Here is a 26,518-nt window from a genome sequence, read left to right as displayed (position 1 = left end):
TCGTGGGGACAGGACCGCACTGCGCCTCCGTGGCCTGCACCGTCAGACCTTCTCGGCCACCACTCGGGGATGCGCCTCGGTGAGCATCCGGATGTCCTCCACGCCGGAGGTCAGGATCGTCACCCGCCCCGGCTGGGTGAGGGCCGTGGCGCACAGCATGGCGTCGATGGCGTACTTGTGACCGTGGAGCCCGCCGGCGCGCAGGAGTGCGGCTGCGAATTGAGCGATCGCCTGGCTCACCGGCTCCACGCGAATGCGGGACAAGGTCCACTTCAGGGCAGCGTCGTCGATCCTCGGGTGGATCACCTCGACCAGGACAGCCGCCGAAGTGATCACCGGGTAGTCCGCGTCGCGGGCTGCGGTCAGCCACTCGTGGACTTCCCGGTCCCTGCCCACAGCCTTGGCCAGTCCCTCGCTGTCGAGGATCAGGGCGCCGCTCACGCAGCCGCCTCGGCCCCGGTCTCAGGGCCCGTCAGCTTGGCCCGCTTCGCCGCAACCCCATCCGGATCCGCCGGGCCGTGGATCTTGTCGAAGTCCGCGATCAGGTCGTCGAGATTGTCACGCTCGATCTGACGCTGCGCAGCCCGCTCCAGGTACGCCGAGACGCCTCGCTTGCCCACACGCTTCCGGATGGCCTGCAAGGTGCCTGCGGACAGAGAGACCGAGATGCCACTGCTGGGACCATCGCCTGGAAGAAGCTCACCACCATCAGCCATGCCCCCAGTTTGGCATTCGGAATGCCACAATCCGACCCGCTTGCCGAACCTGATCGCATGCGTGATTCGACAAGAGCAACGTGGCGGAATTGCGACTAGACGTTGAAGCGGAACTCCACCACGTCCCCGTCCCGCATCACATAGTCCTTGCCCTCCATGCGGGCCTTGCCCTTCGCGCGGGCCTCCGTGATCGAGCCCGCCTCGACCAGGTCCTCGAAGGAGATGACCTCCGCCTTGATGAAGCCCTTCTGGAAGTCGGTGTGGATGACACCGGCCGCCTCGGGGGCGGTGGCGCCCTTCTTGATCGTCCAGGCGCGGGACTCCTTGGGGCCCGCCGTGAGGTAGGTCTGCAGGCCCAGGGTGTCGAAGCCGACCCGGGCCAGGGTCGCGAGGCCCGGCTCGTCCTGGCCGACCGACTGGAGGAGTTCGAGGGCCTCGTCCTCGTCCAGCTCGGCGAGGTCGGCCTCGAGCTTGGCGTCGAGGAAGATCGCCTCGGCGGGGGCGACCAGCGCGCGCTGCTCCTCCTTGAAGCCGTCGTCCATCAGCTCGTCCTCGTCGACGTTGAAGACGTACAGGAAGGGCTTCGTGGTCAGCAGGTGCAGATCGTGCAGCAGCGCCGCACGCTCGCTGCCCTGGACGATGCCGTGCGAGAAGAGCGTGTCGCCGTTCTCCAGGATCTCCTTCGCCTCCTCGACGGCCTTCACCTTGGAGGCGACGTCCTTCTTGATCCGGGATTCCTTCTGCAGCCTCGGCAGAACCTTCTCGATCGTCTGGAGGTCCGCGAGGATCAACTCGGTGTTGATCGTCTCGATGTCGCCCTTGGGCGAGACCTTGCCGTCCACGTGTACGACGTTCTCGTCCTTGAAGGCGCGGATGACCTGGCAGATCGCGTCAGACTCGCGGATGTTCGCCAGGAACTTGTTGCCCAGGCCCTCGCCCTCGCTCGCGCCGCGCACGATGCCCGCGATGTCGACGAAGTCCACGGTCGCCGGAAGGGTCCGCTCCGACTTGAAGATCCCGGCCAGCTCGGTGAGACGCGCGTCGGGCACGCCCACGACGCCGACGTTCGGCTCGATCGTGGCGAACGGGTAGTTGGCCGCGAGTACGTCGTTCTTGGTCAGGGCGTTGAACAGGGTCGACTTGCCGACGTTGGGCAGACCGACGATTCCGATCGTGAGCGACACGTTGCGACTTCCCGTACATGAGGTTGGAGGACTGGACTGGGCGGTGTGGGCCCGGGTCCGTCAGGAGTGTGTGCGGGCCGATCCACCAGTCTACGGCGTACCGCGCCCGCCCCGGCGACGTATCGAACGCTTGGCCAAGGTCTCGCCATCGGCGTGTCCCAGACATCATTCCGCACATAAACGGACCTAAGTTGGTCCAGTGGAGCAACACAGGACGCGACCCCCGCACCACGCACCGCGACGAGGTGCGCCCCTTCCCCCGCAGGGCCGGCGGACCGCACCCGTGCCGGTGCGGTCCGGTACGGCGGCCCGGCCCTCCCCGTCCGGCGCGCCCGGCCGGCCCGAGCCCCGGGGAGGTGCCGCCGGGGCACGCCCGGCGAGCCGGGCAGCCGGCGCCCGGCGCCCGGCGCCCGCGCGGAACGGTGCCGCGCCCCTCGTCCAGGCGGTACGGCGGCTGCCCGACCCCAGGCTCACCGGCCTCGGCGGCGGACTGTTCTGCGCGGCCGTGATGCTCGCGCTCGGCTGTCTGGACCAGCTGCTGTTCGGGGCGTCCCTGACGGTGTACGGCGTGCTGTTCCTGCCCGTGTGCGCGCTGACCGCACTGTGGGTGCGGCGCGGGGACCTGGTGGCCGCGCCCGTGGTGGTACCGATCGCCTTCGCCGTCGGGCTGCTGACCGTGACCGAGGGCGACGGCGGGCTCGGCGGGCGGTTGGTGGGGCTGGCCACCGCGCTGGCCACTCAGGCGGGCTGGCTGTACGGCGGCACACTCGTCGCGGGTGTCATCGCGACCGTCCGCAGAGTGCGGATGATGCGCCGACGGGCGGCGGAACGCCGACGGACGGCCTGACCGGCCCGGCCGACGGACGCCGGCCGCACCCTCACGCCTCCTTGGCCGCCCTCATCGCCGCCCCCACGATCCCCGCGTTGTTCTCCAGCTGGGCCGGGACGATCTCCGCCCTGACGCCCTCGATGAGGGGCAGGAACTTGGAGGCTCTGCGGCTGACCCCGCCGCCGATGATGAACAGCTCGGGGGAGAACAGCATCTCGACATGGGCGAGGTACTTCTGCACCCGGCGGGCCCAGTGCTCCCAGGTCAGGCCGTGGTCCTCCTTGGCCTTCGTCGAGGCGCGCTTCTCCGCGTCGTGGCCGCCCAGCTCCAGATGGCCCAGCTCCGTGTTCGGCACGAGGACGCCGTCGAAGAACAGGGCGCTGCCGATGCCCGTGCCGAACGTGAGCACGAGGACCGTGCCTCGCCGGTCGCGGCCCGCGCCGAACTGCATCTCGGCCACGCCCGCCGCGTCCGCGTCGTTCAGCACGGTCACCGGCAGCCCGCCCAGCCGCTCGCTGAGCAGAGCGCGCGCGTCCATGTCGATCCAGCTCTCGTCGACGTTCGCCGCCGTACGGATCGTGGAGCCGCCGGTGACCACGCCGGGGAATGTGATGCCGACCGGGCCCGTCCAGCCGAAGTGACCGACGACTTCCTTGACCCCGTCGGCCACGCCGTCGGGCGTCGCCGGATGCGGGGTGAGCACCTTGAAGCGCTCCTCCGTCAGTTCGCCCCGGTCCAGGTCCACGGGAGCGCCCTTGATTCCGGATCCGCCGATGTCCACGCCGAAGATCTGCATGGAGACCACGGTACGTCGTGGCGGCGACGGCATCTCCCCGACGCCGGGCCGTCAGTTCTCGCCGGTGCGCTCCGTGATGAGAGCCTCGGCCTCCTCGCGCAAGTCGCGGCGGAGTTCCTTGGGGAGCGAGAAGGTGATGGACTCCTCGGCCGCCTTGACGATCTCGACGTCCTCGAAACCGCGCTGCGCGAGCCACTCCAGGACCTGCTCGACCAGCACCTCCGGCACGGACGCGCCCGAGGTCACGCCGACCGTCGACACGCCCTCCAGCCACGCCTCTTCGATCTCGTCGGCGAAGTCCACGAGGTACGCCTCGCGCGCGCCCGCGAGCTTGGCGACCTCGACCAGCCGCTTGGAGTTCGAGGAGTTCCGGGAGCCGACCACGATGACCAGGTCCGCCTCGGCGCCCATCTGCTTCACCGCGAGCTGGCGGTTCTGCGTCGCGTAGCAGATGTCGTCGCTGGGCGGGGAGATCAGCTGCGGGAACCGTTCCTTGAGGGCGTCGACCGTCTCCATCGTCTCGTCGACCGAGAGGGTGGTCTGGGAGAGCCACACGACCCTCGACGGGTCGCGCACCTCGACGTTGGGCACGTCCTCGGGACCGTCGACGAGCTGGATGTGGTCCGGGGCCTCACCGGACGTGCCGATGACCTCCTCGTGGCCCTCGTGTCCGATCAGGAGGATGTCGAAGTCCTCGTTCGCGAAGCGGACCGCTTCCTTGTGGACCTTGGTGACCAGCGGGCAGGTGGCGTCGATGGTGGCGAGCCGGCCCCTTCTGGCCTCTTCGTGGACCGTGGGCGCCACGCCGTGCGCGGAGAACATGACGATGTTGCCCTCGGGCACCTCCTCCGTCTGCTCGACGAAGATCGCGCCCTTCTTCTCCAGGGTCTGGACGACGTACTTGTTGTGGACGATCTCGTGGCGGACGTAGATCGGAGCCCCGTACTGCTCCAGGGCCTTCTCGACGGCGATCACGGCACGGTCGACACCCGCGCAGTAGCCCCGGGGGGCGGCGAGCAGGACACGGCGGCCAGGCGAAGCGGTCATGCGCACCATCGTAAGGCCGCACCCTCCGGGCCGGAGATCGCCTCCTTGGGGAGACCGGGTGAGGAACCGGAAGAGGGCGTGAGCCGGGGGCGGCATGTGCTGGTGGGACAGGGGGGCGGGGCGGCCGCGAGGCGGCGGGCGGGCCCGGGCCGGTCGTCCCGACCGGCGTTGTCGGTCGTGGCCGTTACTCTCGGCCCATGGCTGTCAACACGTCCGCGGAGTCACCGCTGCCCGTCGGTGAGGTGTCGCGGCTCATCGGGGGCTGGATCGACCGGCTCGGCGCCGTGTGGGTCGAGGGGCAGATCACCCAGCTGTCGCGGCGGCCGGGCGCCGGAGTCGTCTTCCTGACGCTGCGCGACCCGTCGTACGACATCTCCGTCGGCGTCACCTGCTATCGCCAGGTGTTCGACGCCGTCGCCGACGTCGTGAGCGAGGGTGCCCGTGTGGTCGTCCACGCCAAGCCCGAGTGGTACGCCCCCAGGGGACAGCTCTCGCTGCGCGCCGCCGAGATACGGCCCGTGGGCGTCGGTGAACTGCTCGCGCGGCTCGAACAGCTGAAGAAGTCGCTGGCCGCCGAGGGGCTGTTCGCACCCGAGCGCAAGAAGCCGCTGCCCTTCCTGCCGCAGCTCGTCGGGCTGGTCTGCGGCCGGGCCTCGGCGGCGGAGCGCGACGTGCTGGAGAACGCGCGGCACCGCTGGCCCGCCGTCCGCTTCGAGGTGCGCAACGTCGCCGTCCAGGGCGTGCACGCGGTACCCCAGGTGGTCCAGGCCGTGAAGGAGCTGGACGCGCTCGAGGACGTGGACGTGATCATCGTGGCGCGCGGCGGCGGCAGCGTCGAGGACCTGCTGCCCTTCTCGGACGAGCAGCTCGTACGGGCGGTGGCGGCCTGTCGTACGCCCGTCGTGTCGGCCATCGGCCATGAGCCCGACAATCCGCTGCTCGACCATGTCGCCGATCTGCGCGCCTCCACCCCGACCGACGCCGCCAAGAAGGTCGTGCCGGACGTCGGCGAGGAGCTGCAGCGGGTGCGGGGGCTGCGGGACCGGGCACGGCGGTGCCTGCACTCCCTCCTCGAGCGCGAGGAGCGGGGGCTCGGGCACGCGCTGGCGCGGCCCTCGATGGAGGATCCGCACCGGATGATCGACGAGCGGGCCGACCAGGTCGCCTCGCTGGTCGACCGCAGCCGGCGCACGCTGCGGCATGTGCTCGACCGTGCCGAGTCGGAGCTCGTCCATACGCACGCGCGCGTGGTGGCCCTGTCGCCGGCCGCGACGCTGCGGCGGGGGTACGCGGTGCTGCAGAAGGCCGACGGGCACGTCGTCCGGGCGCCGGAGGAGGTGGCGGCGGGCGAGGCGCTGCGGGCGCGCGTCGCCGAGGGTGAGCTGACGGTACGGGCCGAGATCTAGGGTGGGCGCATGAGCAAGACGGACGAGGCACTCGGGTACGAGCAGGCGCGCGACGAGTTGATCGAGGTCGTACGGCGTCTGGAGGCCGGAGGCACCACGCTTGAGGAGTCCCTTGCCCTGTGGGAGCGGGGCGAGGAGCTGGCCAAGGTGTGCCGGACGTGGCTGGAGGGCGCCCGGAAGCGGCTCGACGCGGCGCTGGCCGAGGAGGAAGTGGAGGAGGGCGCCGAGGGCTCGGAGTGACCCCGCGCCCCTGCGTCACCGTGTCTTCAGCGCCTGCGCCATCTTGGTCAGCTGTTCGAACGACGCCGTGCCGGTCACCACGGTGGTGGAGCCCTTGTCCTTGAGCACGAGCGCGCCGTAGCGGCCGCCGGTGTAGCGCTGCCAGGTGTGGCCGCCGATGCTCTGCGTGACCGCCGTCTCGTGTGCGCCCTGGCTCGCGTCGTCGATGAAGGCGGACGCCTTCTGAGTCGACTGCTCGATCGCCACGTACTGACCTTTGGGGTCCTGGAAGCCGAGGTGCCAGGCGTCGAAGTGGTCGCCCTCGAAGCGCACCGAGGTGGCCTTCCAGGCGTCGGGCAGGCCCTCGGGCGCGGCCACCGGGTAGCTCGCCGCGCGCCGCGCCGTGAGCAGCTCGACACTGTAGTCGACGCGCTTGAGGTCGGGAGCGTGGTCGTCATGCGGGATGAAGAGGTAGATGACGCCCGCCATCAGCCCGATCAGGGCCAGGGAGAGGAGCATGTCCCGGACCGTCTTCTGCTTGCCTTTCGTACCTGCCACGGCCCTATCGTCGCAGGTGCAGGGGTCCGCTCATCCGTGGGGCCCCCTGCTCATACTGTCTGCTCAACGGTAGAGTCGTGGGGCATCACCCTCATCCGGCCGTCGTCGTATCAGAAAGGTGCGCTCCGATGACCGAGAATCACCATCTGCCGTCCGAGCTCGAAGTTCCCTCCGAGGCTCCGGACCGCAACCTCGCCCTCGAACTCGTCCGGGTCACCGAGGCCGCCGCGATGGCCGCGGGCCGCTGGGTCGGCCGCGGGGACAAGAACGGCGCCGACGGAGCCGCCGTACGGGCCATGCGGACCCTCGTCTCCACCGTCTCGATGAACGGCGTCGTCGTCATCGGCGAAGGGGAGAAGGACGAGGCCCCGATGCTCTTCAACGGGGAGCGGGTCGGCGACGGCACCGGCCCGGAGTGCGACATCGCCGTGGACCCGATCGACGGCACCACGCTCACCGCGAAGGGCATGCCGAACGCGATCGCGGTGCTGGCCGCCGCCGACCGCGGCACGATGTTCGACCCGTCCGCCGTCTTCTACATGGACAAGCTGGTCACCGGCCCCGAGGCTGCCGACTTCGTGGACATCGACGCGCCCGTGTCGGTGAACATCCGCCGGGTCGCGAAGGCCAAACGTTCCGCCCCCGAGGACGTCACCGTCGTCATCCTCGACCGGCCGCGCCACGAGGGGGTCATCAAGGAGGTCCGGGAGACCGGCGCCCGCATCAAGCTGATCTCGGACGGTGATGTCGCCGGCTCGATCCTGGCGCTGCGCGAGGACACCGGCGTCGACCTGCTGCTCGGCATCGGCGGCACGCCCGAGGGCATCATCTCCGCGTGCGCCGTGAAGTGCCTGGGCGGCACCATCCAGGGCAAGCTGTGGCCCAAGGACGACGAGGAGCGCCAGCGGGCCATCGACGCGGGCCATGACCTCGACCGGGTGCTGACCACCGATGACCTGGTCTCCGGCGAGAACGTCTTCTTCGTCGCCACCGGCATCACCGACGGCGAGCTGCTGCGTGGCGTGCGCTACCGCTCCGAGACGGCGAGCACCGACTCGATCGTCATGCGCTCCAAGTCCGGCACCGTCCGCCGGATCGGCTCCGTCCACCGGCTGAGCAAGCTGCGCGCGTACAGCGCGATCGACTTCGACCGCGCCAAGTAGCCAGGGCTCGGACAGGGGCGCGCTCTGTGCGGACAGCGCGCCCCTTTCCGTACCCCCCAGGTCGTAGGTCTCGTTCAGCCGGCCGCGGCTATCGTCCCCCGAGCGGCCTTCTTGAGCTCCAGGTCGCGGCGGCGGCGCCGCGCCAGCACCACACGGCGCTCGGCGGCGGTGAGGCCGCCCCACACCCCGTACGGCTCGGGCTGCAGCAGCGCGTGTTCCCGGCACTCGACCATCACCGGGCAGCGCGCACAGACACGCTTGGCCGCCTCCTCGCGGGACAGCCGGGCCGCGGTGGGTTCCTTGGAGGGGGCGAAGAACAGGCCGGCCTCGTCGCGCCGGCACACCGCCTCCGTATGCCAGGGGGCGTCCTGATCCCTGTCGCGCGCTGGCACCCGCTGATGCGGAACCTCAGCGAACTGCAGGGACGAATGCGGCGGTTGCAGCACGGGTCTACTCCTGACGACGGCTTCGCGAGCGAGAGACGATGCAGCAAGGCCTACCCGCTGTACGCGTGCCTATGCACTGAGTTCCCAACCGCCGGAATTCCAGGGGGCGTTCCTACCACCACAACGTGTCCGGTTCACTTCGGACGCGAACGGATTCACAAGCGTCAACGGTCCAGGTGTTTGCGCAAAGCTCTGTCCACCTTGTCCGAGACGCGGTCGAGGATGTCCGCGACCCGCTTGCCCCGTCTGGGCCTTGCGTCGACCGTTCCGAGGACGGCCAGTCCATCGACGTGGACGGCGGGAGCGTCCGGGTCTCCCGAATCCAGCGGAATCACCTCGAACGCGCCGAATACGCCGCCACCGGTGCCGTGCAACGAGACGTTCTCCGGGACGCGGATGTCCACCGTGCCGAAGACCGAGACCGCCTTGATCACCACCTGCTGGTACTCGAATATCGCCTCGCTCAGGTCGATCTCGACGGTGCCGAAGATCGCGTACGCACGCATACGGCGGCCGGGACGCCAGCGGCCCTTGCGCATGGCGCTGCTGAAGACCGCCACCACATGCTCCTCCGGCTCGACGGGCGGCGAACCGGGGGCGGGGCGGGGCGGCGGCGCGTACGCCGAGGAGGTGCGGCGGGGGTGGGCCGCGGGCAGGTCGCGGACGAACCGGTCCAGCTCGCCGACCGTCTTGGCGCTCAGCACACCCTCGACGCGCTCGGCGTGCTCCTCCGAGGTGAGTCGGCCCTCGGCCAGGGCGTCGCGCAGGATGTCGGCGACGCGGTCGCGGTCGGCGTCGGAGCAGCGCAACTCTGCCGGGGGCACGGGCTGCCGGCCCGTCGGGGCGGGGCTCTTGTGAAGGTCCACGGCAGCAGCGTACCGAAACGCGATAGATCGCGACTACCCCTCGGTCCGACCCGTGGACGACCCGGTCACGGTCCGGTCGGCGGGGTGCCGTCGAGTGAGCGGGACCCCGCCCGACTGAGCCCTACCTCACAAGCTCGCCGTCGGCGCCAGGTTCTACGCTGGTGGACGCTGCCAACGGAGGCCAGCCGCTGCCTGACGAGTGAGGAATGGGCGAGATGCCTGAGTTCGCGTACACCGATCTGCTCCCCACGGGAGAGGACACCACCCCCTACCGGCTGGTGACCTCCGAAGGTGTCTCCACCTTCGAGGCCGACGGGCGGACGTTCCTCAAGGTCGAGCCGGAGGCGCTGCGCAAACTGGCCGAGGAGGCCATCCACGACATCCAGCACTATCTGCGGCCCGCCCACCTGGCCCAGCTGCGCCGCATCATCGACGACCCGGAGGCGTCGGCGAACGACAAGTTCGTGGCGCTGGACCTGCTGAAGAACGCGAACATCGCCGCCGCGGGCGTCCTGCCCATGTGCCAGGACACCGGCACGGCGATCGTGATGGGCAAGCGCGGACAGAACGTGCTCACCGGGGGTGAGGACGAGAAGGCCCTCTCCCGTGGCATCTACGACGCGTACACCAGGCTGAACCTGCGGTACTCGCAGATGGCCCCGCTCACCATGTGGGAGGAGAAGAACACCGGCTCCAACCTGCCCGCGCAGATCGAGCTGTACGCGACGGACGGCGGCGCCTACAAGTTCCTGTTCATGGCGAAGGGCGGTGGCAGCGCCAACAAGTCCTTCCTCTACCAGGAGACCAAGGCCGTCCTGAACGAGGCCTCCATGATGAAGTTCCTGGAGGAGAAGATCCGTTCGCTGGGCACGGCCGCCTGCCCGCCCTACCACCTGGCGATCGTCGTCGGCGGTACGAGCGCCGAGTACGCGCTGAAGACCGCGAAGTACGCCTCCGCGCACTACCTGGACGAGCTGCCGGCCGAGGGCTCCGAGCTGGGCCACGGCTTCCGGGACAAGGAGCTGGAGGAGAAGGTCTTCGAGCTGACGCAGAAGATCGGCATCGGCGCACAGTTCGGCGGCAAGTACTTCTGCCACGACGTACGGGTGGTGCGGCTGCCGCGGCACGGGGCGTCCTGCCCGGTGGCGATCGCGGTGTCGTGTTCGGCGGACCGGCAGGCGGTCGCGAAGATCACCGCCGAGGGCGTGTTCCTGGAGCAGTTGGAGACGGACCCGGCGCGGTTCCTGCCGGAGACGACGGACGAGCACCTGGAGCAGGACGGCGACGTCGTCAGCATCGACCTGAACCAGCCGATGGACGACATCCTCGCCGAGCTGACCAAGTACCCGGTGAAGACCCGGCTTTCGCTGTCCGGGCCGCTGGTCGTGGCGCGCGACATCGCGCACGCCAAGATCAAGGAGCGGCTGGACCGTGGTGAGGAGATGCCGCAGTACCTGAAGGACCACCCGGTCTACTACGCCGGTCCGGCCAAGACCCCCGAGGGCTACGCGTCGGGGTCCTTCGGCCCGACGACGGCCGGCCGCATGGACTCCTACGTCGAGCAGTTCCAGGCGGCGGGCGGCTCCAAGGTCATGCTGGCGAAGGGCAACCGGAGCGCGCAGGTCACGGACGCGTGTGCGGCGCACGGCGGCTTCTACCTGGGATCCATCGGTGGACCGGCCGCGCGTCTGGCGCAGGACTGCATCAAGAAGGTCGAGGTCGTCGAGTACGAGGAGCTCGGGATGGAGGCCGTCTGGAAGATCGAGGTGGAGGACTTCCCGGCGTTCATCGTGGTGGACGACAAGGGCAACGACTTCTTCAAGGACCCCGCTCCCCAGCCGACGTTCACGTCGATCCCGGTACGGGGCCCCGGCCTGTCCTGAGCCACCCCCAAGCGCCTCACAGACCCCTCGGCGTCGCCGGGGGGTCTGCTGCTGTGCCATGGGCGGCGCTATGAGCTGCACCCGGCCAACCGCTCGGGCGATCAGACGGACACGCCAGCGGGTGAGCCCTTGGGTTGGCGCAGTAGCGCGCTTCAGTTGACGGAGCCGCACATGGACACTCCGACTGCGACGCCGGAATCGAGCCGGCGCCTCAACTCGACGGCGACGGCCCGGTGGCGTGAGGCGGCTATACGAAGGGGCCTTCGGTGATGAAGCGGCGGAGGTGGCGGGCGAAGGTCTGGGCGTCTCCGGGGGGCCAGGAGTTGAGGCTCGCCGCGATGTGGGTGGCCAGGCGCTCGCGTAGTTCGGCCACGGTGTGTTCTCCCTCGTCCGTGAGGACCAGCAGGGATGCGCGACGGTCGGTGGGGTCCGGTTCGCGGCGGATGAGTCCGGCAGCCTCCAGGCGGGAGGCGCGGCGCGTGACGCCGGAGCGGTCGAGTCCGGCGTCCGGAGCCAGGTCGGCGGCACTGCGGGGGCCGGTCCTGGCCAGTGCGCTGAGGATCGGGTAGGTCAGCTCGTCCACCGCCTCCCCCATGCCCTCGGTCAGGTTCTTGTGCAGCTGGGCGCGGGTGGTGCGTTTGAGCAGGATGCCCAGCGCATCGGCGATCTCGTGTCCTACCTCGTTCTCCATACCCCCACAGTAGCGTGCGCTGCGCACGCATCTGGTGCTACAGTCCGGGAAGCGTGCGCAGCGCACGCACTTCCCCGGTGTTCACCGCGAAAGGAATCCGCATGAACCCCACTGGCGTCGCCGCCGCCCTCACCGACCTGATCTTCAACACCGACATCACCGTCGAAGAAGCCGCCGATCGCCACTTCACCCCCGACTACCGGCAGCGCACGGACGGGCAGTGGGCCGACCGCGCCGGCTTCATCGAACACATCGCCCACGTGCGCACGCTCGTCGCCGAAGGCTCTGTCGCGGTCCACGACGAGCTCTACGACGGCACCAAGTACGCCGACCGCCATACGGTCAACATCACGAAGAAGGACGGCTCGAGTGTGCTCACGGAGGTCTACGTGTTCGCCGACCTGGCATCCGACGGCCGCTTCAGCCGCATAGAGGAGACCACACTGATGCTCCAGGGCTCCGAAGCGGACCGCAACATCGGCAGCGCCCGCTGAGCTCGCCGCTCACCGTCCGGTGGCGAAGGCGGCCTGGACCCGGCATGTTTGACGACCAAGGCCTCGGCGGGGTCGCTTGACGTCGGGTTCATGAGGACCTGTCAGCTCGGCGGCGCGAGATCCGCGCGGCGTGCGGCACGCTCTGGTCGTCGTGCTCGCGCTGACCGCCTGCGCGGTGCCCGGGCTGGCGTAAGACGCCGGCGGGAGCCCAGACCGGCGCAAGACATCGGCGGCGGGAGCCCGGGGCGAGGGGAGGCCCTGGGCGAGGCGGGCTCGCCTCCCGGCCCCCGCCGCCCCTGCCCGTCCCGAGCCTGCCCCGCCGCCCCTGCCCCGTCCCGCCCCGGCCTCCGCCGCCCCTGCCCCGTCCCGCCCCTGCCCGTCCCGAGCCTGCCTGTCCGGCCCCAGGGGCCGTGCCGCGCACCCCCATTCGGCCCACCGCCCGGAACATCCCCGCCCGCCCCCGCGCTGTACCCGGTATGAGCGAATACCGCATCGAGCACGACTCCATGGGCGAAGTGCAGGTCCCCGTCGACGCCAAGTGGCGGGCGCAGACTCAGCGGGCCGTGGAGAACTTCCCCGTCTCCGGGCAGCGGATCGAGCGCGCGCACATCGAGGCGCTCGCGCGGATCAAGGGCGCCGCGGCCAAGGTCAACGCGGAGCTCGGCGTGCTCGACAAGGACGTGGCCGACGCCATCGAGGAGGCCGCCGCCGAGGTCGCCGAGGGGCGGTGGGACGAGCACTTCCCCGTCGACGTCTTCCAGACCGGCTCCGGCACCTCGTCCAACATGAACGCCAACGAGGTCATCGCCACCCTCGCGAGCGAACGGCTCGGCAGGAACGTGCACCCCAACGACCACGTGAACGCCTCCCAGTCGTCCAACGACGTCTTCCCGTCCTCCCTGCACATCGCCGCCACCTCCGCCGTCACCCGCGATCTGATCCCCGCCCTCGAACACCTCGCGACCTCCCTCGAACGCAAGGCCGACGAATTCGCCGATGTGGTGAAGGCGGGGCGGACCCACCTCATGGACGCCACGCCCGTGACACTCGGACAGGAGTTCGGCGGATACGCCGCCCAGGTACGCCACGGCGTCGAGCGGCTGAAGGCCGCGCTGCCGCGGCTGGCCGAACTGCCGCTGGGCGGCACCGCGGTAGGGACCGGGATCAACACCCCGCCCGGCTTCTCCGCCGCCGTCATCGCCGAGGTCGCCCGCGTCACCGGGCTGCCGCTCACCGAGGCCCGCGACCACTTCGAGGCCCAGGGCGCCCGGGACGGGATCGTCGAGCTCAGCGGACAACTCAAGACGATCGCCGTCGGGTTGACCAAGATCGCCAATGATCTGCGGTGGATGTCCTCCGGGCCCCGGACCGGACTCGCCGAGATCGGCCTGCCCGATCTGCAGCCCGGATCCTCGATCATGCCCGGCAAGGTCAACCCCGTGATCCCGGAGGCCGTCCTCATGGTCGCCGCGCAGGTCATCGGGAACGACGCGACGATCACCACCGCCGGGGCCGCCGGCAACTTCGAACTCAACGTGATGATGCCGGTCATGGCGAAGAACGTCCTGGAGTCCGTTCGGCTGCTCGCCAACGTCTCCCGGCTGCTCGCCGACCGCACCGTCGACGGCATCGTCGCCCACCGCGAGCGCGCCCGGGAGTACGCCGAGTCGTCGCCCTCCGTCGTCACCCCCCTCAACAGGTACATCGGGTACGAAGAGGCGGCCAAGGTCGCCAAGAAGGCGCTCGCCGAGCGCAAGACCATCCGTCAGGTCGTCCTGGAATCGGGGTACGTGGAACGCGGTGACCTCACTCGGGAGCAGCTGGACGAGGCGCTGGACGTCCTGCGGATGACGCACCCGTGACGTCCGGCGTCACGTCACCCGCCCGTGGGCGAACCGTGATGGGTGCGCGGGGCGTCGTATGCCTGGGGCACCTAATATCTGTGCATGGCAGAGGGCGGAGCGGTGAGACGAGTGGAAGCGGGCGGGTCGACGGCACACTGGGCCCCGGGGGATCACATCCTGTGGAGGTATCGGGAGAACGGTGGGGAGCGCTTCCACATCGCGCGGCCCGTCACCGTCGTCAGGGACGACGAGGAACTGCTGGCCGTGTGGCTGGCGCCCGGTACCCAGTGTGTGAAACCCGTCCTCGTCGACGGCACGCCACTGCACGCCGAGCCCCTGGACTCCCGCTACACCAAGCCGCGGACCGTGCAGCTGGACCGCTGGTTCGGCACCGGCGTGCTCAAGCTGGCGCGGCCCGCGGAGCCCTGGTCGGTGTGGTTGTTCTGGGAGCCGGGCTGGCGGTTCAAGAACTGGTACGTCAACCTCGAGGAACCCCTGGTGCGCTGGTCCGGCGGAGTCGACTCCGAGGACCACTACCTGGACATCTGCGTCTACCCGGACCGTAGTTGGGGCTGGCGTGACGAGGACGAGTTCGCGCAGGCCCAGCGGGACGGCCTGATGGGCCCTCAACTCGCCGAGCGGGTGCGTGCGGCGGGGCGGTCGGCGGTGGAGGTGATCGAGGCCTGGGGCCGGCCGTTCGCGGACGGCTGGCAGCACTGGCGCCCGGGTCCGTCCTGGTCGGTGCCGCCCCTGCCGGAGGACTGGGACCGCACACCCGTGCACATGACCTCATGAGACCCTTGTTGCGCCCCCGCGGTACAACCGTAGGATCGTCCTCCGCAAGGGCACGGAAGAACAACTCCCGCAGTATGCGCTGGGCTTGACCAACGTCACCGAGGGGCGGCAGGACGTGAGCGAGGGGTACGAGGGCCACACCGGGCCGGCCGGGCCGGCCGGTGCATCATGGACGGCGTGGGACCGCGCGGGAATTCCGTTCCTGGGGCACGTATTCCGGGTATCGGCTTCTTTGCGGGACGAACTTCACGCATGGCGCGCAGCCCCGGACGGATGGATTCGACACGCGTGACGGAGCACCCGACCTCCCACGAGCGCCCGCAGCCGGGCGCGGGCCCCGCGGATCCCCGCGGGGCGCTGCTGCGTACCCCGGAGCCGCTGTCCGCGCCGCCGGCCACGGCCTTACCCGCACAGACCCGCGCGGGCGACGCGGCCGCCTCGTCCGGCGCGCCGCTGTCCTGCGGCCAGCACGGGCCGTCGGGCAACCCGGGCGGCTCCCCGCCCCCGGTGCCGGCGACGGGCGGCACCGAGCACTCGCAGCCGGCCGCCGACGAGCCCGACACACACCGGCCGCGCCCCGCTCCCGAGAGCATTCCGGCCCAGCCGGGCGCCGGGCAGGAGCGTCCCACCGCCCCGCCCGGCGGCAAGGACCGGCGCACCGGCCAGACGCTGCCGAGCGGCCCCATGCCCATGCGGCGGGACGGGGACCGGCTGCGCTTCGTGGGCGCCGCCACGCGGCGGATCGCCCGTGGCATCGATCTCGACGAGATCGTGATGGGGCTGTGCCGGGCCACCGTGCCGACCTTCTCGGACGCGATCCTCGTCTATCTGCGCGACCCGCTGCCCGTGGGCGACGAGCGCCCCACCGGGCCCCTGGTGCTGCGGCTGCGGCGCACCGACCGGATCCCGCAGGAGCGGGATCTGGAGGACGGGATCCTGCCCGTGCCGATTCCGGAGACCTCCGGTCTGGCGTCGCTGAGCAACGAGCTGTGCGAGGTGCGGCCCGGCGGTGCGCTCGCCGAGGTGCTGCGCGGGGTGCGGCCCGTGTTCGCGGACGCGCCCGCGGCCCGCGCCGCGCTCCCGGAGCTGCTGGGCCACAACCTCTCGATCCCGCCGGGGCAGCGCGCGATCCTCGCGCCGCTGCGCGGGCGCCGTCGCGTCATCGGGGCCGCGCTGTTCCTGCGTCGCCCCGAACGCGCGGCGTTCGAGCCGGACGATCTGCTGGTCGCCGCGCAGCTCGCCACGCACAGCGCGCTCGGCATCGACAAGGCGGTGCTGTACGGCCGTGAGGCGTACATCGCCGACGAGCTGCAGCGGACGATGCTGCCGGAGACCCTGCCGAACCCGACGGGCGTACGGCTGGCGTCCCGCTATCTGCCGGCCGCGGAGACCGCACGGGTCGGCGGCGACTGGTACGACGCGATTCCGCTGCCGGGCAGCCGGGTGGCCCTGGTCGTGGGTGACGTCATGGGCCACTCCATGACGTCCGCGGCGATCATGGGGCAGTTGCGTACGACGGCCCAGACACTGGCCGGGCTGGACCTGCCGCCGCAGGAGGTCCTGCACCACCTCGACGAACAGGCCCAGCGGCTCGGCACCGACCGCATGGCCACCTGCCTGTACGCGGTGTACGACCCGGTCTCGCACCGGATCACCATCGCCAACGCCGGACATCCGCCGCCGGTCCTGCTGCATCTGGGCGGCCGGGCCGAGGTGCTGCGGGTGCCGGCGGGCGCCCCCATCGGCGTGGGCGGAGTGGACTTCGAGGCGGTCGAGCTGGACGCCCCGGCCGGGGCGACCCTGCTGCTGTACACCGACGGGCTGGTCGAGTCACGGCTCAGGGACGTGTGGACGGGCATAGAGCAGCTGCGGGAGAAGCTCGCCGCGACCGCCCAGCTCACCGGCGCCGATCACCCGCCGCCGCTGGAGGCGCTGTGCGACGAGGTGCTCGACATGCTCGGCCCCGGCGACCGGGACGACGACATCGCGCTGCTCGCCGCCCGTTTCGACGGGATCGCGCCGAGCGATGTCGCCTATTGGTTCCTGGAGCCCGAGGACGCGGCGCCGAGCCGGGCTCGCAGGCTGGCCCGCCGGGCGCTCGCCCGCTGGGGTCTGGAAGAGCTCACGGACTCGGTGGAGCTGCTGGTCAGCGAGGTGGTCACCAATGCCGTGCGCTACGCGTCACGGCCGATCACACTGCGGTTGCTGCGCACCGATGTGCTGCGCTGCGAGGTCGGCGACGACGTGCCCCAGTTGCCGCGGCTGCGGCAGGCGCGGGCCACGGACGAGGGCGGCCGGGGACTGTATCTGGTGAACCGGCTGGCCCGGCGCTGGGGTGCGACCCGGCTGAGCACCGGAAAGGTGGTCTGGTTCGAGCTGAACCGGGGCTGACCCCGGGCTTCCGGCCTCGGCCTCAGCGCCCGGGGCCGGGGGCCGAGGCCGGAAGAGAACCAGAACGAGACCCCGTCCATATGTTGCCGACCTCCGATCGGCGGCGTTGACTGCTGAGGTGGGTGAAGCGACCTGACCGACCCCTGTGCATGACGGGAGGACGCTCGTGACCCAGATACCCCAGTCGGTTCCGTACACCACCACCAACTCAGGCATCCCCGCGGAGAGCGACGAACACTCACTCACCGTGAGCGCGGACGGTCCGATCCTGCTGCAGGACCACTACCTCATCGAGAAGATGGCCCAGTTCAACCGGGAGCGGGTCCCGGAACGGGTGGTACACGCCAAGGGCAGTGGCGCATACGGAATCTTCGAAGTCACCAATGACGTCAGTCAGTTCACCAAGGCCGACCTCTTCCAGCCCGGGAAGCGCACCGAGATGCTCGCGCGCTTCTCCACGGTCGCCGGCGAGCTCGGTTCCCCGGACACCTGGCGCGACCCGCGCGGTTTCGCGCTGAAGTTCTACACCGAACACGGCAACTACGACCTGGTGGGGAACAACACCCCCATCTTCTTCGTCCGTGACCCGATGAAGTTCCAGGACTTCATCCGCTCCCAGAAGCGCCACCCGGTGACCGGGCTGCGCAACAACGACATGCAGTGGGACTTCTGGACCCTCTCCCCCGAGTCCGCGCACCAGGTGACGTGGCTCATGGGCGACCGGGGCATCCCGAAGACGTACCGCTACATGAACGGCTACTCCTCGCACACGTACATGTGGATCAACGGCGGCGGCGAGAAGTTCTGGGTCAAGTACCACATCAAGACCGACCAGGGCATCGACTTCCTCACCCAGGAGCAGGCCGACGAACTGGCCGGCAAGGACGCCGACCTGCACCGCCGCGATCTGTACGAGGCGATCGAGCGCGGCGACCACCCCTCCTGGACGGTCCACGTCCAGGTGATGCCGTTCGACGACGCACCGGACTACCGGTTCAACCCGTTCGACCTGACCAAGGTGTGGCCGCACGGCGACTACCCGCTGATCGAGGTCGGCCGGATGACCCTGAACCAGAACCCCGAGGACTACTTCATCCACATCGAACAGGCGGCGTTCGAGCCGTCCAACATGGTGCCGGGCATCGGCCCGTCCCCGGACAAGATGCTGCTCGGCCGTCTCTTCTCCTACCCGGACACGCACCGGTACCGCATCGGCCCGAACTACGACCAGCTGCCGCCCAACCGGCCGCGGGTGGATGTGCGCTCCTACGCCAAGGACGGCCCGATGCGCTACGAGCCCGCCCACACCGCGAGGCCCTACGCGCCCAACTCCTACGGTGGGCCGGCCGCTGCCGTGCACGAGTTCGGCGACCCGGCCGGCTGGCAGACGGCGGGCGAGATGGTGCGAGAGGCCTACCGGCTGCACCGCGAGGACGACGACTTCGGCCAGGCCCACACGATGGTCCGCCAGGTCCTGGACGACGCCGCCCGTGACCGGCTGGTCTCCAACGTCACCGGCCATCTGCTGCAGGGCGTCTCGCGCCCGGTCCTGGACCGCGCGCTGCAGTACTGGCGCAACATCGACAAGGAGATCGGCGACCGCATCGCCGGCAACGTCAACGGAAGCTGACGTACACGACGAGGAGGGCGCCCGGTGGCCGGTCCACCGGGCGCCCTCCCGTCACTGCCCGCCGTTGGGATTGAGCGGATTCGGTGGCGTCGAAGGCGTGGTGTCCGGCGTCGAGGGGGGCGAGCTCGTCGGCGGCTGGCTGGGTGTCGCCGGCGTCGACGGCGATGCCGGGGGCGAACTCGTCGGCGGCTGCGACGTCGGCTTCTTCGTGGTCGGCGACGTCGAGGGCGTGGGGCTCGTGGAGTGCGTGACCGACGGCGTCACGCTCGGCTGGACCGCCGCGCCCTGCGTGGTCTGCAGGTCGAACCTGCTGACGTCGCCCATCGCGTCGAACGTGTATTGGGCCCAGATCTGCGCCGGGTAGCCGCCGCCGTTGATGCGGCCGGGGCTCGGCACGAGACCCGTGGCGCCCTGCAGGGTGACCTGGGCGTGGGTCTTGGCGTCCTCCCCGAACAGGCCGACCGAGGTGACCAGGTCGGGCGTGTAGCCGGTGAACCAGGCCGACTTGTTGCTGTCGGACGTACCCGTCTTGCCCGCGACCTGCTGGCCGTTGCGCGCGGGGTTGTCCGCCACCGACGACTTGGCCGTACCGTCGTCGACCACGCCGGTCAGCACCGAGGTCACCGTGTCCGCGGCCTCACGGGTGATCACCTGGTCACCGATCGGGTTCGGGAAGGTGACCGTACGGTCCTTGTGCACGGCCGACTTGATGATCGCCGGGGTGACCTTCTTGCCGTGGTTGTCGAGGGTCGCGTAGACGCCGGCCATCTCCAGTGGGCTCGCGCCCATGGAGCCGAGGGTCTGCGCGGGCACGGCCGCCAGGCCCTTGGTGTCCATGCCCAGCGAGTTCGCGACCTTCAGCACGTTCTCCATGCCGACGTCGACGCCCATCTGCGCGAAGACCGAGTTGACGGACTTGTTCATCGCCGTCTGGACGGTGATGTCGCCGTAGTCCTGGTGGTCCTCGTTCGGCGGGGCGAAGCCGATCGGGCTGCCCTTGACCGGACGGCCGCTGGTGCCGTCGTAGATCGTGTTCGCGTTGATCGGCCGGCCGTCCTGAGTCTTGGCGCTCTGGTCCAGGGCGGCCGCGAGGATCAGCGGCTTGAAGGTGGAGGCTGGCTGGTAGTCGCGGCGGGTCGCGTTGCTGGTGTAGTGCTTGAAGTAGTCCACGCCGCCGTACAGGGCGAGCACCCGTCCCGTCCCAGGATCGACGGACACGGCACCGGCTTGCACATCACCGTCGACGGAACGCTTCTTCGGGTTCAGCTTGCTGGTCAGCTGGTCCTTGACGGCCTGCTCCAGCTGCCGCTGCTTCTTCTTGTCGATGTTCACCGTGATGGTCCAGCCGCCCGTCCTCACGAGGGCTTCGGCGTCACCGAGCGAGGCCGCGGTGCCCTGGGCGACGAGCTGCTTCTCCAGCGCGGCGTTCGCCGCGTCCACCAGATAGCCGGTCTGGCCCTCCATGCCGGGCGCCGGCTTGGGCGCCTTCGGCACGGGGAACTTCATGGCCTGGCGTTTGCTCGCATCCAGCCAGTGCATTCCGACCATGTTGTTCAGCACGTAGTTCCAGCGGCCCTGCACCAGCTGCTTGCCGGTGTCCGTGGCGATGGCCCAGTCGTACTGGTTCGGCGCCTGGAGCAGCGAGGCCAGGTACGCGCCCTCCTCGACCGTGAGCTTCTTGGCGTCCTTGCGGTAGTACGCCTGCGCGGCGGCCTGGATGCCATAGGCCCCGCGGCCGTAGTAGCTGGTGTTGATGTAGCCAGCGAGGATGTACTCCTTGGACTTCTTGCGGTCCAGCTTCAGCGAGATGACCAGTTCCTTCAGCTTGCGCGTGACGGTCTGGTTCTGGGTCAGGTAGTAGTTCTTGACGTACTGCTGAGTGATCGTCGAACCGCCCTGCGCGCCCTTGCCGGAGAGGGTGTTGAGCAGACCGCGGGCCGTGCCCCGCAGGTCGATGCCGTTGTCCTGGTAGAAGGTCTTGTTCTCGGCGGCGACGAAGGTGTGCTGAACGTCCTTGGGTATCTCGGCGAGGTCGACGTTCTCGCGGTTGAGCTCGCCGGTGCGGGCGAGGATCGAGCCGTCGCCGTACTGGTAGACGTTGCTCTGCAGCTGGGCGGTGGCATTCCCCGCCGGGATGGGGGTCATGACGTACAGCAGGACGAACGCGCCCATGACCAGCAGAACGAAGCCGAACAACGAGCCGAGGACCTTCTTCCAGGTGAAGAACCGGCGTATGCCGCTCTTCCCGGTCTTCCCGCTCCTGGCGGCCCTGCCGCGCGCGGCGGCACGGCCGCCGGTCGCCGGTGCGGTGCCGACCGACGCGGACCCCGCCGCTCTGGGCGAGCGCTTGGGCGCCGCGCGGCGGCCACTGCGCTGCCGCGCTCGTCTCTCTTCCGCTCGTCCCATGAGTCGATCCGCTCCGCTTCGCTCTCGTGTGTCACACAGGTAGGTGGCTCAGGTCAGCTCAGAAAGCTAACACCGCGCGGTATGACAAAGGACTGCTGATCCTCCCTTTTGCGGACGTGAGAATCAGCACCCACTTCATCGGAACCGACGTTCCGGAGGTGTGGAAGGTTGTCGTGACGGGAAATGTGTTATCACTTAGATAGGTCAGAGCTATGACACGAAACGGGGGGCACCACCCATGTCGACATACGACGCTTCCACCACCGGCGACATACCCGAGATGCCCGCGCCACGGGTCCGGGAGTTCACCGCGCGCAGCATCGGCGGCGGCTTCGCGCTGCTGCTGGGGTTGGCCGGACTGGCGCTGGGCGTGGGCCTGGTGGTCTGGGGCGCGACGGTCGCCGCGTCGGGCGTCAAGGTCGCGCTGATCGGCGTCGGCCTTCTCACCGGCCTCTCGGCCTTCATCGCGATGTGCGGTCTGAACACGGTGGCGCCGGGCGAGGCCCGCGTCGTCCAGCTCTTCGGACGCTACCGCGGCACGATCCGGCAGGACGGCCTGCGCTGGGTGAACCCGTTCACCTCGCGGACGAAGATCTCGACGCGGGTCCGCAACCACGAGACGGCGGTCCTCAAGGTCAACGACGCCTACGGCAACCCGATCGAACTGGCCGCGGTGGTGGTCTGGAAGGTCGAGGACACCGCACAGGCCACCTTCGAGGTGGACGACTTCCTGGAGTTCGTGGCCACACAGACCGAGGCGGCCGTGCGGCACATCGCCATCGAGTACCCGTACGACGCCCACGACGAGGGCGGGCTCTCACTGCGCGGCAACGCCGAGGAGATCACCGAGAAGCTCGCCGTCGAACTGCACGCGCGCGTGGAGGCCGCCGGGGTGCAGATCATCGAGTCGCGCTTCACGCACCTCGCGTACGCTCCGGAGATCGCCTCCGCGATGCTCCAGCGACAGCAGGCCGGCGCGGTGGTCGCCGCACGACGGCAGATCGTCGACGGCGCGGTCGGGATGGTCGAGGCCGCGCTGGCCCGGATCTCCGAGCAGGACATCGTGGAGCTGGACGACGAACGGAAGGCGGCGATGGTGTCGAACCTGATGGTGGTGCTGTGCGGGGACCGCACTCCGCAGCCCGTGCTCAACACGGGGTCCCTCTACCAGTGACGGCTCCCTCCGGGGGCTCGGCCCCTCAGCGTCGGCCGCAGCAGCGCAAGCAGGTGCTGCTGCGGCTGGACCCGTTGGTCTACGAGGCGTTGGCCCGCTGGGCCTCGGACGAGCTGCGCTCGGCCAACGCGCAGATCGAGTTCCTGCTGCGCAGGGCACTGTCCGACGCGGGGCGCCTGCCCGGTGGGGCGAAGCCCATCCCTCGCCGAGGACGTCCGCCCGCGTCCGGGGAGCCCGAGGCGTAGGCACGACCCAGGCACGCCCAGGGCGCGGGACCGTCGCAGTAGCAGAACCGTGACAATCCGCCTCCACCAGCGAGGACGCCCCGTCCGAGCGGCACCTATACGCATGACGTATACGCCAGATGTATACGCCGTGTGTACAGTGCTCGGCATGTCCATCGGTCACACCCTCCTAGGACTCCTGGAGTCCGGGCCCCGTCACGGTTACGACCTGAAGCGGGCCTTCGACGAGAAGTTCGGTCATGACCGGCCGCTGCACTACGGCCAGGTCTACTCGACGATGTCCCGTCTGCTGAAGAACGGGCTCGTCGAAGTCGACGGAATCGAGGCGGGCGGCGGGCCCGAACGGAAACGGTACGCGATCACCGAGGCCGGGATCACCGACGTACAGCGGTGGCTCGCGACCCCGGAGAAGCCCGAGCCGTATCTCCAGTCGACCCTCTACACCAAGGTCGTCCTGGCCCTGCTCACACAGCGCGACGCTGCCGACATCCTCGACACCCAGCGCGCCGAGCATCTGCGCATGATGCGGATCCTGACCGACCGCAAGCGCAAGGGCGATCTCGCCGACCAGCTGATCTGCGACCACGCCCTGTTCCATCTGGAGGCCGATCTGCGCTGGCTGGAGCTCGCCGCCGCGCGCCTCGACAGGCTCGCCGAGGTGGTGGCCAAGTGACCGCTCCCGCCGGTTCCCTGCTCGTCGCCGACAACCTGCGCAAGACCTACGGGCCGACCGTCGCCCTGGACGGCGCGGAGTTCTCCATCCACCCGGGCGAGATCGTCGCCGTGATGGGTCCGTCCGGCTCCGGCAAGTCGACCCTGCTGCACTGTCTCGCCGGGATCGTGCCGCCCGACTCGGGCTCGATCACCTACGACGGCCGCGAGATGGCCGGCATGAGCGACGCCCAGCGCAGCCTCCTCAGGCGCTCCGAGTTCGGGTTCGTGTTCCAGTTCGGACAGCTGGTGCCCGAGCTGACCTGTGTCGAGAACGTGGCGCTCCCGCTGCGGCTGAGCGGCACCTCGCGCAAGGAGGCCGAGCGGACCGCCCTGGCCTGGATGTCCCGGCTGGAGGTCGACGACCTGGCGAAGAAGCGGCCGGGTGAGATATCCGGCGGTCAGGGCCAGCGTGTCGCCGTCGCCCGCGCCCTGGTCACCGGACCGCGCGTGCTGTTCGCCGACGAGCCCACCGGCGCCCTGGACTCGCTCAACGGCGAGCGCGTGATGGATCTGCTCACCGAGGCGGCCCGGTCCACCAACGCGGCCGTCGTGCTGGTCACCCACGAGGCGCGGGTGGCCGCCTACTCCGACCGCGAGATCGTCGTGCGGGACGGGAAGTCCCGGGACATGGAGCGCATCGTATGAGGGTGCGCCAGTGGTGCAGGGATCTGGCCATGGGGGCCAAGTACGCGTTCTCCGGCGGGCGCGAGGGGTGGGTCCGGCTGCTGCTGACCGCCGTCGGCGTCGGGCTGGGCGTGGCGGTGCTGCTGCTCACCACCGCCCTCCCGGGCGCGGTGGCGGCGCGGCACGACCGGGAGAACGCCCGCGCGGACCACACCTACAACCAGGAGCCCAAGCCCAGGGCGGACAACACCCTGGTGATCGCGGACCTCGACACCACGTACCACAAGAGGGACATCCGTGGGCGGCTGATGGAGCCCGAGGGGGCACGGGCGCCGCTGCCGCCGGGACTGGAGAGGTTCCCCGGGACGGGCGAGATGGTGGTCTCCCCCGCGCTGAAGGACCTGCTCACCTCCGACGACGGACAGCTGCTGAGGCAGCGGCTGCCGTACCGGATCGTCGGAACCATCGGGGAGAGCGGGCTGATCGGCTCCCACGAACTCGCCTACTACGCGGGCGTCAAGGGGCTCGCCGCCAAGATCGACCCGCCGAACGTGACCCGTATCGACATGTTCGGTAACCCCCACCCCACACACGAGAAGTCGGACCCCGTCCTCGTCCTGCTGATGCTCGTCGTCGTGGTGGTACTGCTCATGCCCGTCGGCGTCTTCATCGCCACGGCCGTGCGGTTCGGCGGCGAGCGGCGCGACCGACGGCTCGCGGCGCTGCGTCTCGTCGGCTCCGACAGCGGGATGACCCGGCGGATCGCCGCCGGTGAGGCCCTCGCGGGGGCCCTGCTCGGGCTGGTCTTCGGCACCGTGTTCTTCCTGATCGGCCGTGCGGGCACGGCGTCGGTGGAGGTCTACGGCATCAGCGTCTTCCCCAGCTATCTCAACCCCTCTCCCACGCTGGCGCTGCTGGTGGCGGTCGCGGTCCCGGCGGCCGCGGTGCTGGTCACCCTCTTGGCGCTGCGCGGGGTGGTCATCGAGCCGCTCGGCGTGGTGCGCACCGCCAAGCCCGCACGGCGCCGGCTGTGGTGGCGGCTGCTGCTGCCGCTGGGCGGGCTCGCGATGCTCTACCCGATGCTCGGGCAGGGCCGCGGCAACGGGAACTTCAACGAGTACCTGGTGATCGGCGGTGTCCTGCTCCTGCTCGTCGGCGTCACCGCTCTGCTGCCATGGGTCGTCGAGACGGTCGTCGCCCGGCTCAACTCCGGCGGGGTGGCCTGGCAACTCGCGGTGCGCAGGCTGCAGTTGAGCAGCGGCACCGCGGCCCGCATGGTCAACGGCATCGCGGTGGCGGTGGCCGGCGCGATCGCCCTGCAGATGCTGTTCGCCGGCGTCGAGGGCGACTACACCAAGCAGTCCCGCAACAACGTGCAGCGGGCGCAGACGCAGGTGAACGTGCCGAGCACCATCCCCGTCGGCGCGGCCGCCGAGGAGCTGGGCAGGGCCAGGGGCGTGCGCCGGGTCATGGCGCTCTCCGAGGCGTACGCAGGAGACCGGCGCCAGGATCCGAACGAGGGCGCCGGGGTGCTCGTGGGCGACTGTGCGTCCCTGCGCGAGGTGGCGACGTTGCCCTCCTGCCGAGAGGGCGATGTGTTCTCGGTGCTGGGTGCCGAGTACGACACCGACACCCCGAAGCTGGCCAGGCCCGGCCGGACGGTGTACATCGACGCCAGGTACAACGGGAGCGCCCCGTTCGCCTGGACGGTGCCGCGGGGTATCAAGCAGGCCCAGTCGCGCGAGGATCCGACCGGCGTGAAGCGTGGCGGCTTCCTGATCACCCGCGGCACCCTGCCCGCCAGGACGGAGTCGGCCCTCGCGGGGGTGGTCTTCCTCGCGCTCGACCCTTCGGTTCCGGACGCGCTCGAACACGTCCGCAACGCCGCGGCCCGGGTCGTTCCGCTGGCGACACCGATGACCTGGGCGGCGACCGAACGGTCCGGGGCCTTCACCTCCATCCGAACCGGCCTGTTCGTCGGCGCCACCTGTGTGCTGGGGCTGATCGGCGTCAGTCTGCTGGTTTCGCAACTGGAGCAGTTGCGGGAACGCAGGAAGCTGCTGTCGTCGCTGGTCGCCTTCGGCACCCGGCGCCGCACGCTGAGCCTGTCGGTGCTGTGGCAGACGGCGATCCCGATCGCGATGGGCCTGCTTCTGGCGTCGGCGGTCGGTCTGACGCTGGGCGCGATCCTGCTCAAGATGTCCGGCGCCACGGTGAGCGTGGACTGGGCGAGCGTGCTGACGATGTCCGGCATCGGGGCGGGGGTCGTCCTGCTGGTCACGGTGCTCAGCCTGCCGCCACTGCTGCGGCTGATGCGGCCGGAGGGGCTGCGTACGGAGTAGCCCGCGGCAGGCGCGGGACCCTCCCCGGCGGGGAGGGTCCCGCGCGCGTGCGCCG

The 26,518-nt window shown here is 70.1% G+C and carries 25 protein-coding genes; 15 read left to right on the top strand and 10 right to left on the bottom strand.

Going from position 1 to position 26,518, the window contains the following annotated elements; translation table 11 throughout:
- Positions 1 to 42 precede the first annotated feature (42 nt).
- The 3 genes from ASC56_RS17340 to ychF form a co-directional block, all read right to left on the bottom strand.
- Positions 43 to 441, bottom strand: a complete 399-nt coding sequence (locus tag ASC56_RS17340) for a PIN domain-containing protein (protein WP_055492339.1) — start codon at positions 439 to 441, stop codon at positions 43 to 45.
- The gene (locus ASC56_RS17335; protein WP_055492338.1) at positions 438 to 716 is read right to left on the bottom strand and encodes a hypothetical protein; all 279 of its coding nucleotides are present in this window, start codon (positions 714 to 716) and stop codon (positions 438 to 440) included. The genes ASC56_RS17340 and ASC56_RS17335 overlap by 4 nt, the downstream gene beginning before the upstream one ends.
- 95 nt (positions 717 to 811) lie before the next feature.
- On the bottom strand, positions 812 to 1,900 hold the full coding sequence (ychF, locus tag ASC56_RS17330) for a redox-regulated ATPase YchF (RefSeq protein ID WP_055492337.1): 1,089 nt from the start codon (positions 1,898 to 1,900) through the stop codon (positions 812 to 814).
- Between the two features lie 199 nt (positions 1,901 to 2,099).
- On the opposite strand from ychF, the gene ASC56_RS38120 reads away from it, so the two are divergent.
- Positions 2,100 to 2,747 carry a DUF6542 domain-containing protein gene (locus ASC56_RS38120; protein WP_079102569.1) on the top strand — a complete coding sequence of 216 codons (648 nt, stop codon included), beginning with the start codon at positions 2,100 to 2,102 and terminating at the stop codon, positions 2,745 to 2,747.
- 31 nt (positions 2,748 to 2,778) lie between these two features.
- Here ASC56_RS38120 and ppgK read toward each other — a convergent pair whose 3' ends face one another.
- On the bottom strand, positions 2,779 to 3,525 hold the full coding sequence (gene ppgK / locus ASC56_RS17320; RefSeq protein ID WP_055492336.1) for a polyphosphate--glucose phosphotransferase: 747 nt from the start codon (positions 3,523 to 3,525) through the stop codon (positions 2,779 to 2,781).
- A gap of 51 nt (positions 3,526 to 3,576) precedes the next feature.
- Positions 3,577 to 4,581 (bottom strand): 4-hydroxy-3-methylbut-2-enyl diphosphate reductase, encoded by a 1,005-nt coding sequence (locus tag ASC56_RS17315; protein ID WP_055492335.1) that lies wholly within the window; start codon positions 4,579 to 4,581, stop codon positions 3,577 to 3,579.
- A 188-nt stretch (positions 4,582 to 4,769) separates the two neighbouring features.
- Here ASC56_RS17315 and xseA point away from each other — a divergent pair, with 188 nt between their 5' ends.
- Together xseA and ASC56_RS17305 are read left to right on the top strand one after the other, a co-directional pair.
- Positions 4,770 to 5,978 (top strand): exodeoxyribonuclease VII large subunit, encoded by a 1,209-nt coding sequence (gene xseA / locus ASC56_RS17310; RefSeq protein WP_055492334.1) that lies wholly within the window; start codon positions 4,770 to 4,772, stop codon positions 5,976 to 5,978.
- 9 nt (positions 5,979 to 5,987) lie between these two features.
- Positions 5,988 to 6,218 carry an exodeoxyribonuclease VII small subunit gene (locus ASC56_RS17305; RefSeq protein ID WP_055492333.1) on the top strand — a complete coding sequence of 77 codons (231 nt, stop codon included), beginning with the start codon at positions 5,988 to 5,990 and terminating at the stop codon, positions 6,216 to 6,218.
- A 15-nt stretch (positions 6,219 to 6,233) separates the two neighbouring features.
- Here ASC56_RS17305 and ASC56_RS17300 read toward each other — a convergent pair whose 3' ends face one another.
- Positions 6,234 to 6,755, bottom strand: a complete 522-nt coding sequence (locus ASC56_RS17300; protein WP_055492332.1) for a DUF4245 domain-containing protein — start codon at positions 6,753 to 6,755, stop codon at positions 6,234 to 6,236.
- A 128-nt stretch (positions 6,756 to 6,883) separates the two neighbouring features.
- On the opposite strand from ASC56_RS17300, the gene glpX reads away from it, so the two are divergent.
- Positions 6,884 to 7,918, top strand: a complete 1,035-nt coding sequence (glpX, locus tag ASC56_RS17295; RefSeq protein WP_055492331.1) for a class II fructose-bisphosphatase — start codon at positions 6,884 to 6,886, stop codon at positions 7,916 to 7,918.
- Positions 7,919 to 7,992: 74 nt separating this feature from the next.
- Here glpX and ASC56_RS17290 read toward each other — a convergent pair whose 3' ends face one another.
- Both ASC56_RS17290 and ASC56_RS17285 read right to left on the bottom strand, forming a co-directional pair.
- Positions 7,993 to 8,364, bottom strand: coding sequence for a WhiB family transcriptional regulator (locus ASC56_RS17290; RefSeq protein WP_055492330.1), 372 nt, complete (start codon positions 8,362 to 8,364; stop codon positions 7,993 to 7,995).
- Positions 8,365 to 8,528: 164 nt separating this feature from the next.
- Positions 8,529 to 9,230, bottom strand: a complete 702-nt coding sequence (locus tag ASC56_RS17285; RefSeq protein WP_055492329.1) for a DUF1707 domain-containing protein — start codon at positions 9,228 to 9,230, stop codon at positions 8,529 to 8,531.
- A 206-nt stretch (positions 9,231 to 9,436) separates the two neighbouring features.
- Between ASC56_RS17285 and ASC56_RS17280 the strand changes: the two genes are divergently transcribed.
- Positions 9,437 to 11,113 carry a fumarate hydratase gene (locus ASC56_RS17280; protein WP_107309277.1) on the top strand — a complete coding sequence of 559 codons (1,677 nt, stop codon included), beginning with the start codon at positions 9,437 to 9,439 and terminating at the stop codon, positions 11,111 to 11,113.
- 247 nt (positions 11,114 to 11,360) lie between these two features.
- Here the strand turns inward: ASC56_RS17280 and ASC56_RS17275 are convergent, their stop codons facing one another.
- A complete protein-coding gene (locus ASC56_RS17275) occupies positions 11,361 to 11,804 on the bottom strand; it encodes a MarR family winged helix-turn-helix transcriptional regulator (protein ID WP_055492328.1) in 444 nt (147 codons plus the stop codon).
- A 101-nt stretch (positions 11,805 to 11,905) separates the two neighbouring features.
- Here ASC56_RS17275 and ASC56_RS17270 point away from each other — a divergent pair, with 101 nt between their 5' ends.
- From ASC56_RS17270 to ASC56_RS17250, 5 genes are all read left to right on the top strand, one after another.
- The gene (locus ASC56_RS17270; protein ID WP_055492327.1) at positions 11,906 to 12,298 is read left to right on the top strand and encodes a nuclear transport factor 2 family protein; all 393 of its coding nucleotides are present in this window, start codon (positions 11,906 to 11,908) and stop codon (positions 12,296 to 12,298) included.
- Between the two features lie 476 nt (positions 12,299 to 12,774).
- Positions 12,775 to 14,160 carry an aspartate ammonia-lyase gene (locus ASC56_RS17265; protein WP_055492326.1) on the top strand — a complete coding sequence of 462 codons (1,386 nt, stop codon included), beginning with the start codon at positions 12,775 to 12,777 and terminating at the stop codon, positions 14,158 to 14,160.
- An 84-nt stretch (positions 14,161 to 14,244) separates the two neighbouring features.
- The gene (locus tag ASC56_RS17260) at positions 14,245 to 14,937 is read left to right on the top strand and encodes a DUF402 domain-containing protein (protein WP_199836016.1); all 693 of its coding nucleotides are present in this window, start codon (positions 14,245 to 14,247) and stop codon (positions 14,935 to 14,937) included.
- Positions 14,938 to 15,210: 273 nt separating this feature from the next.
- Positions 15,211 to 17,328, top strand: coding sequence for a SpoIIE family protein phosphatase (locus tag ASC56_RS17255; protein ID WP_055492554.1), 2,118 nt, complete (start codon positions 15,211 to 15,213; stop codon positions 17,326 to 17,328).
- A gap of 166 nt (positions 17,329 to 17,494) precedes the next feature.
- The gene (locus ASC56_RS17250; protein ID WP_055492324.1) at positions 17,495 to 18,958 is read left to right on the top strand and encodes a catalase; all 1,464 of its coding nucleotides are present in this window, start codon (positions 17,495 to 17,497) and stop codon (positions 18,956 to 18,958) included.
- A 51-nt stretch (positions 18,959 to 19,009) separates the two neighbouring features.
- On the opposite strand, the gene ASC56_RS17245 is transcribed toward ASC56_RS17250, so the two are convergent.
- Positions 19,010 to 21,364 (bottom strand): transglycosylase domain-containing protein, encoded by a 2,355-nt coding sequence (locus tag ASC56_RS17245; RefSeq protein WP_055492323.1) that lies wholly within the window; start codon positions 21,362 to 21,364, stop codon positions 19,010 to 19,012.
- Positions 21,365 to 21,602: 238 nt separating this feature from the next.
- Here ASC56_RS17245 and ASC56_RS17240 point away from each other — a divergent pair, with 238 nt between their 5' ends.
- From ASC56_RS17240 to ASC56_RS17220, 5 genes are all read left to right on the top strand, one after another.
- On the top strand, positions 21,603 to 22,538 hold the full coding sequence (locus ASC56_RS17240; RefSeq protein ID WP_055492322.1) for an SPFH domain-containing protein: 936 nt from the start codon (positions 21,603 to 21,605) through the stop codon (positions 22,536 to 22,538).
- On the top strand, positions 22,535 to 22,783 hold the full coding sequence (locus ASC56_RS17235) for a hypothetical protein (protein WP_063784976.1): 249 nt from the start codon (positions 22,535 to 22,537) through the stop codon (positions 22,781 to 22,783). The genes ASC56_RS17240 and ASC56_RS17235 overlap by 4 nt, the downstream gene beginning before the upstream one ends.
- A 148-nt stretch (positions 22,784 to 22,931) precedes the next feature.
- Entirely contained in the window at positions 22,932 to 23,456 is a 525-nt protein-coding gene (locus tag ASC56_RS17230) for a PadR family transcriptional regulator (RefSeq protein WP_055492553.1), read from the top strand.
- Positions 23,453 to 24,142: an ABC transporter ATP-binding protein gene (locus ASC56_RS17225; RefSeq protein WP_055492320.1), complete on the top strand. Its 690-nt coding sequence runs from the start codon at positions 23,453 to 23,455 to the stop codon at positions 24,140 to 24,142. The genes ASC56_RS17230 and ASC56_RS17225 overlap by 4 nt, the downstream gene beginning before the upstream one ends.
- On the top strand, positions 24,139 to 26,463 hold the full coding sequence (locus ASC56_RS17220; RefSeq protein WP_055492319.1) for an ABC transporter permease: 2,325 nt from the start codon (positions 24,139 to 24,141) through the stop codon (positions 26,461 to 26,463). Before ASC56_RS17225 ends, ASC56_RS17220 begins: the two co-directional genes overlap by 4 nt.
- The last annotated feature ends 55 nt before the right edge of the window (positions 26,464 to 26,518 follow it).

The sequence above is a fragment of the Streptomyces sp. TP-A0356 genome (assembly GCF_001417775.1).
Taxonomy (GTDB): Bacteria; Actinomycetota; Actinomycetes; order Streptomycetales; family Streptomycetaceae; genus Streptomyces.
This window is presented reverse-complemented; position numbering and strand designations above follow the sequence as displayed.

Coding starts and splice junctions, on each gene's coding strand:
- ASC56_RS17335 (WP_055492338.1), bottom strand. CDS start 716: ATGGCTGATGGTGGTGAGCTTCTTCCAGGCGATGGTCCCAGCAGTGGC.
- ppgK (WP_055492336.1), bottom strand. CDS start 3,525: ATGCAGATCTTCGGCGTGGACATCGGCGGATCCGGAATCAAGGGCGCT.
- ASC56_RS17315 (WP_055492335.1), bottom strand. CDS start 4,581: ATGGTGCGCATGACCGCTTCGCCTGGCCGCCGTGTCCTGCTCGCCGCC.
- xseA (WP_055492334.1), top strand. CDS start 4,770: ATGGCTGTCAACACGTCCGCGGAGTCACCGCTGCCCGTCGGTGAGGTG.
- ASC56_RS17305 (WP_055492333.1), top strand. CDS start 5,988: ATGAGCAAGACGGACGAGGCACTCGGGTACGAGCAGGCGCGCGACGAG.
- glpX (WP_055492331.1), top strand. CDS start 6,884: ATGACCGAGAATCACCATCTGCCGTCCGAGCTCGAAGTTCCCTCCGAG.
- ASC56_RS17280 (WP_107309277.1), top strand. CDS start 9,437: ATGGGCGAGATGCCTGAGTTCGCGTACACCGATCTGCTCCCCACGGGA.
- ASC56_RS17275 (WP_055492328.1), bottom strand. CDS start 11,804: ATGGAGAACGAGGTAGGACACGAGATCGCCGATGCGCTGGGCATCCTG.
- ASC56_RS17270 (WP_055492327.1), top strand. CDS start 11,906: ATGAACCCCACTGGCGTCGCCGCCGCCCTCACCGACCTGATCTTCAAC.
- ASC56_RS17265 (WP_055492326.1), top strand. CDS start 12,775: ATGAGCGAATACCGCATCGAGCACGACTCCATGGGCGAAGTGCAGGTC.
- ASC56_RS17260 (WP_199836016.1), top strand. CDS start 14,245: ATGGCAGAGGGCGGAGCGGTGAGACGAGTGGAAGCGGGCGGGTCGACG.
- ASC56_RS17255 (WP_055492554.1), top strand. CDS start 15,211: ATGGATTCGACACGCGTGACGGAGCACCCGACCTCCCACGAGCGCCCG.
- ASC56_RS17245 (WP_055492323.1), bottom strand. CDS start 21,364: ATGGGACGAGCGGAAGAGAGACGAGCGCGGCAGCGCAGTGGCCGCCGC.
- ASC56_RS17240 (WP_055492322.1), top strand. CDS start 21,603: ATGTCGACATACGACGCTTCCACCACCGGCGACATACCCGAGATGCCC.
- ASC56_RS17230 (WP_055492553.1), top strand. CDS start 22,932: ATGTCCATCGGTCACACCCTCCTAGGACTCCTGGAGTCCGGGCCCCGT.
- ASC56_RS17220 (WP_055492319.1), top strand. CDS start 24,139: ATGAGGGTGCGCCAGTGGTGCAGGGATCTGGCCATGGGGGCCAAGTAC.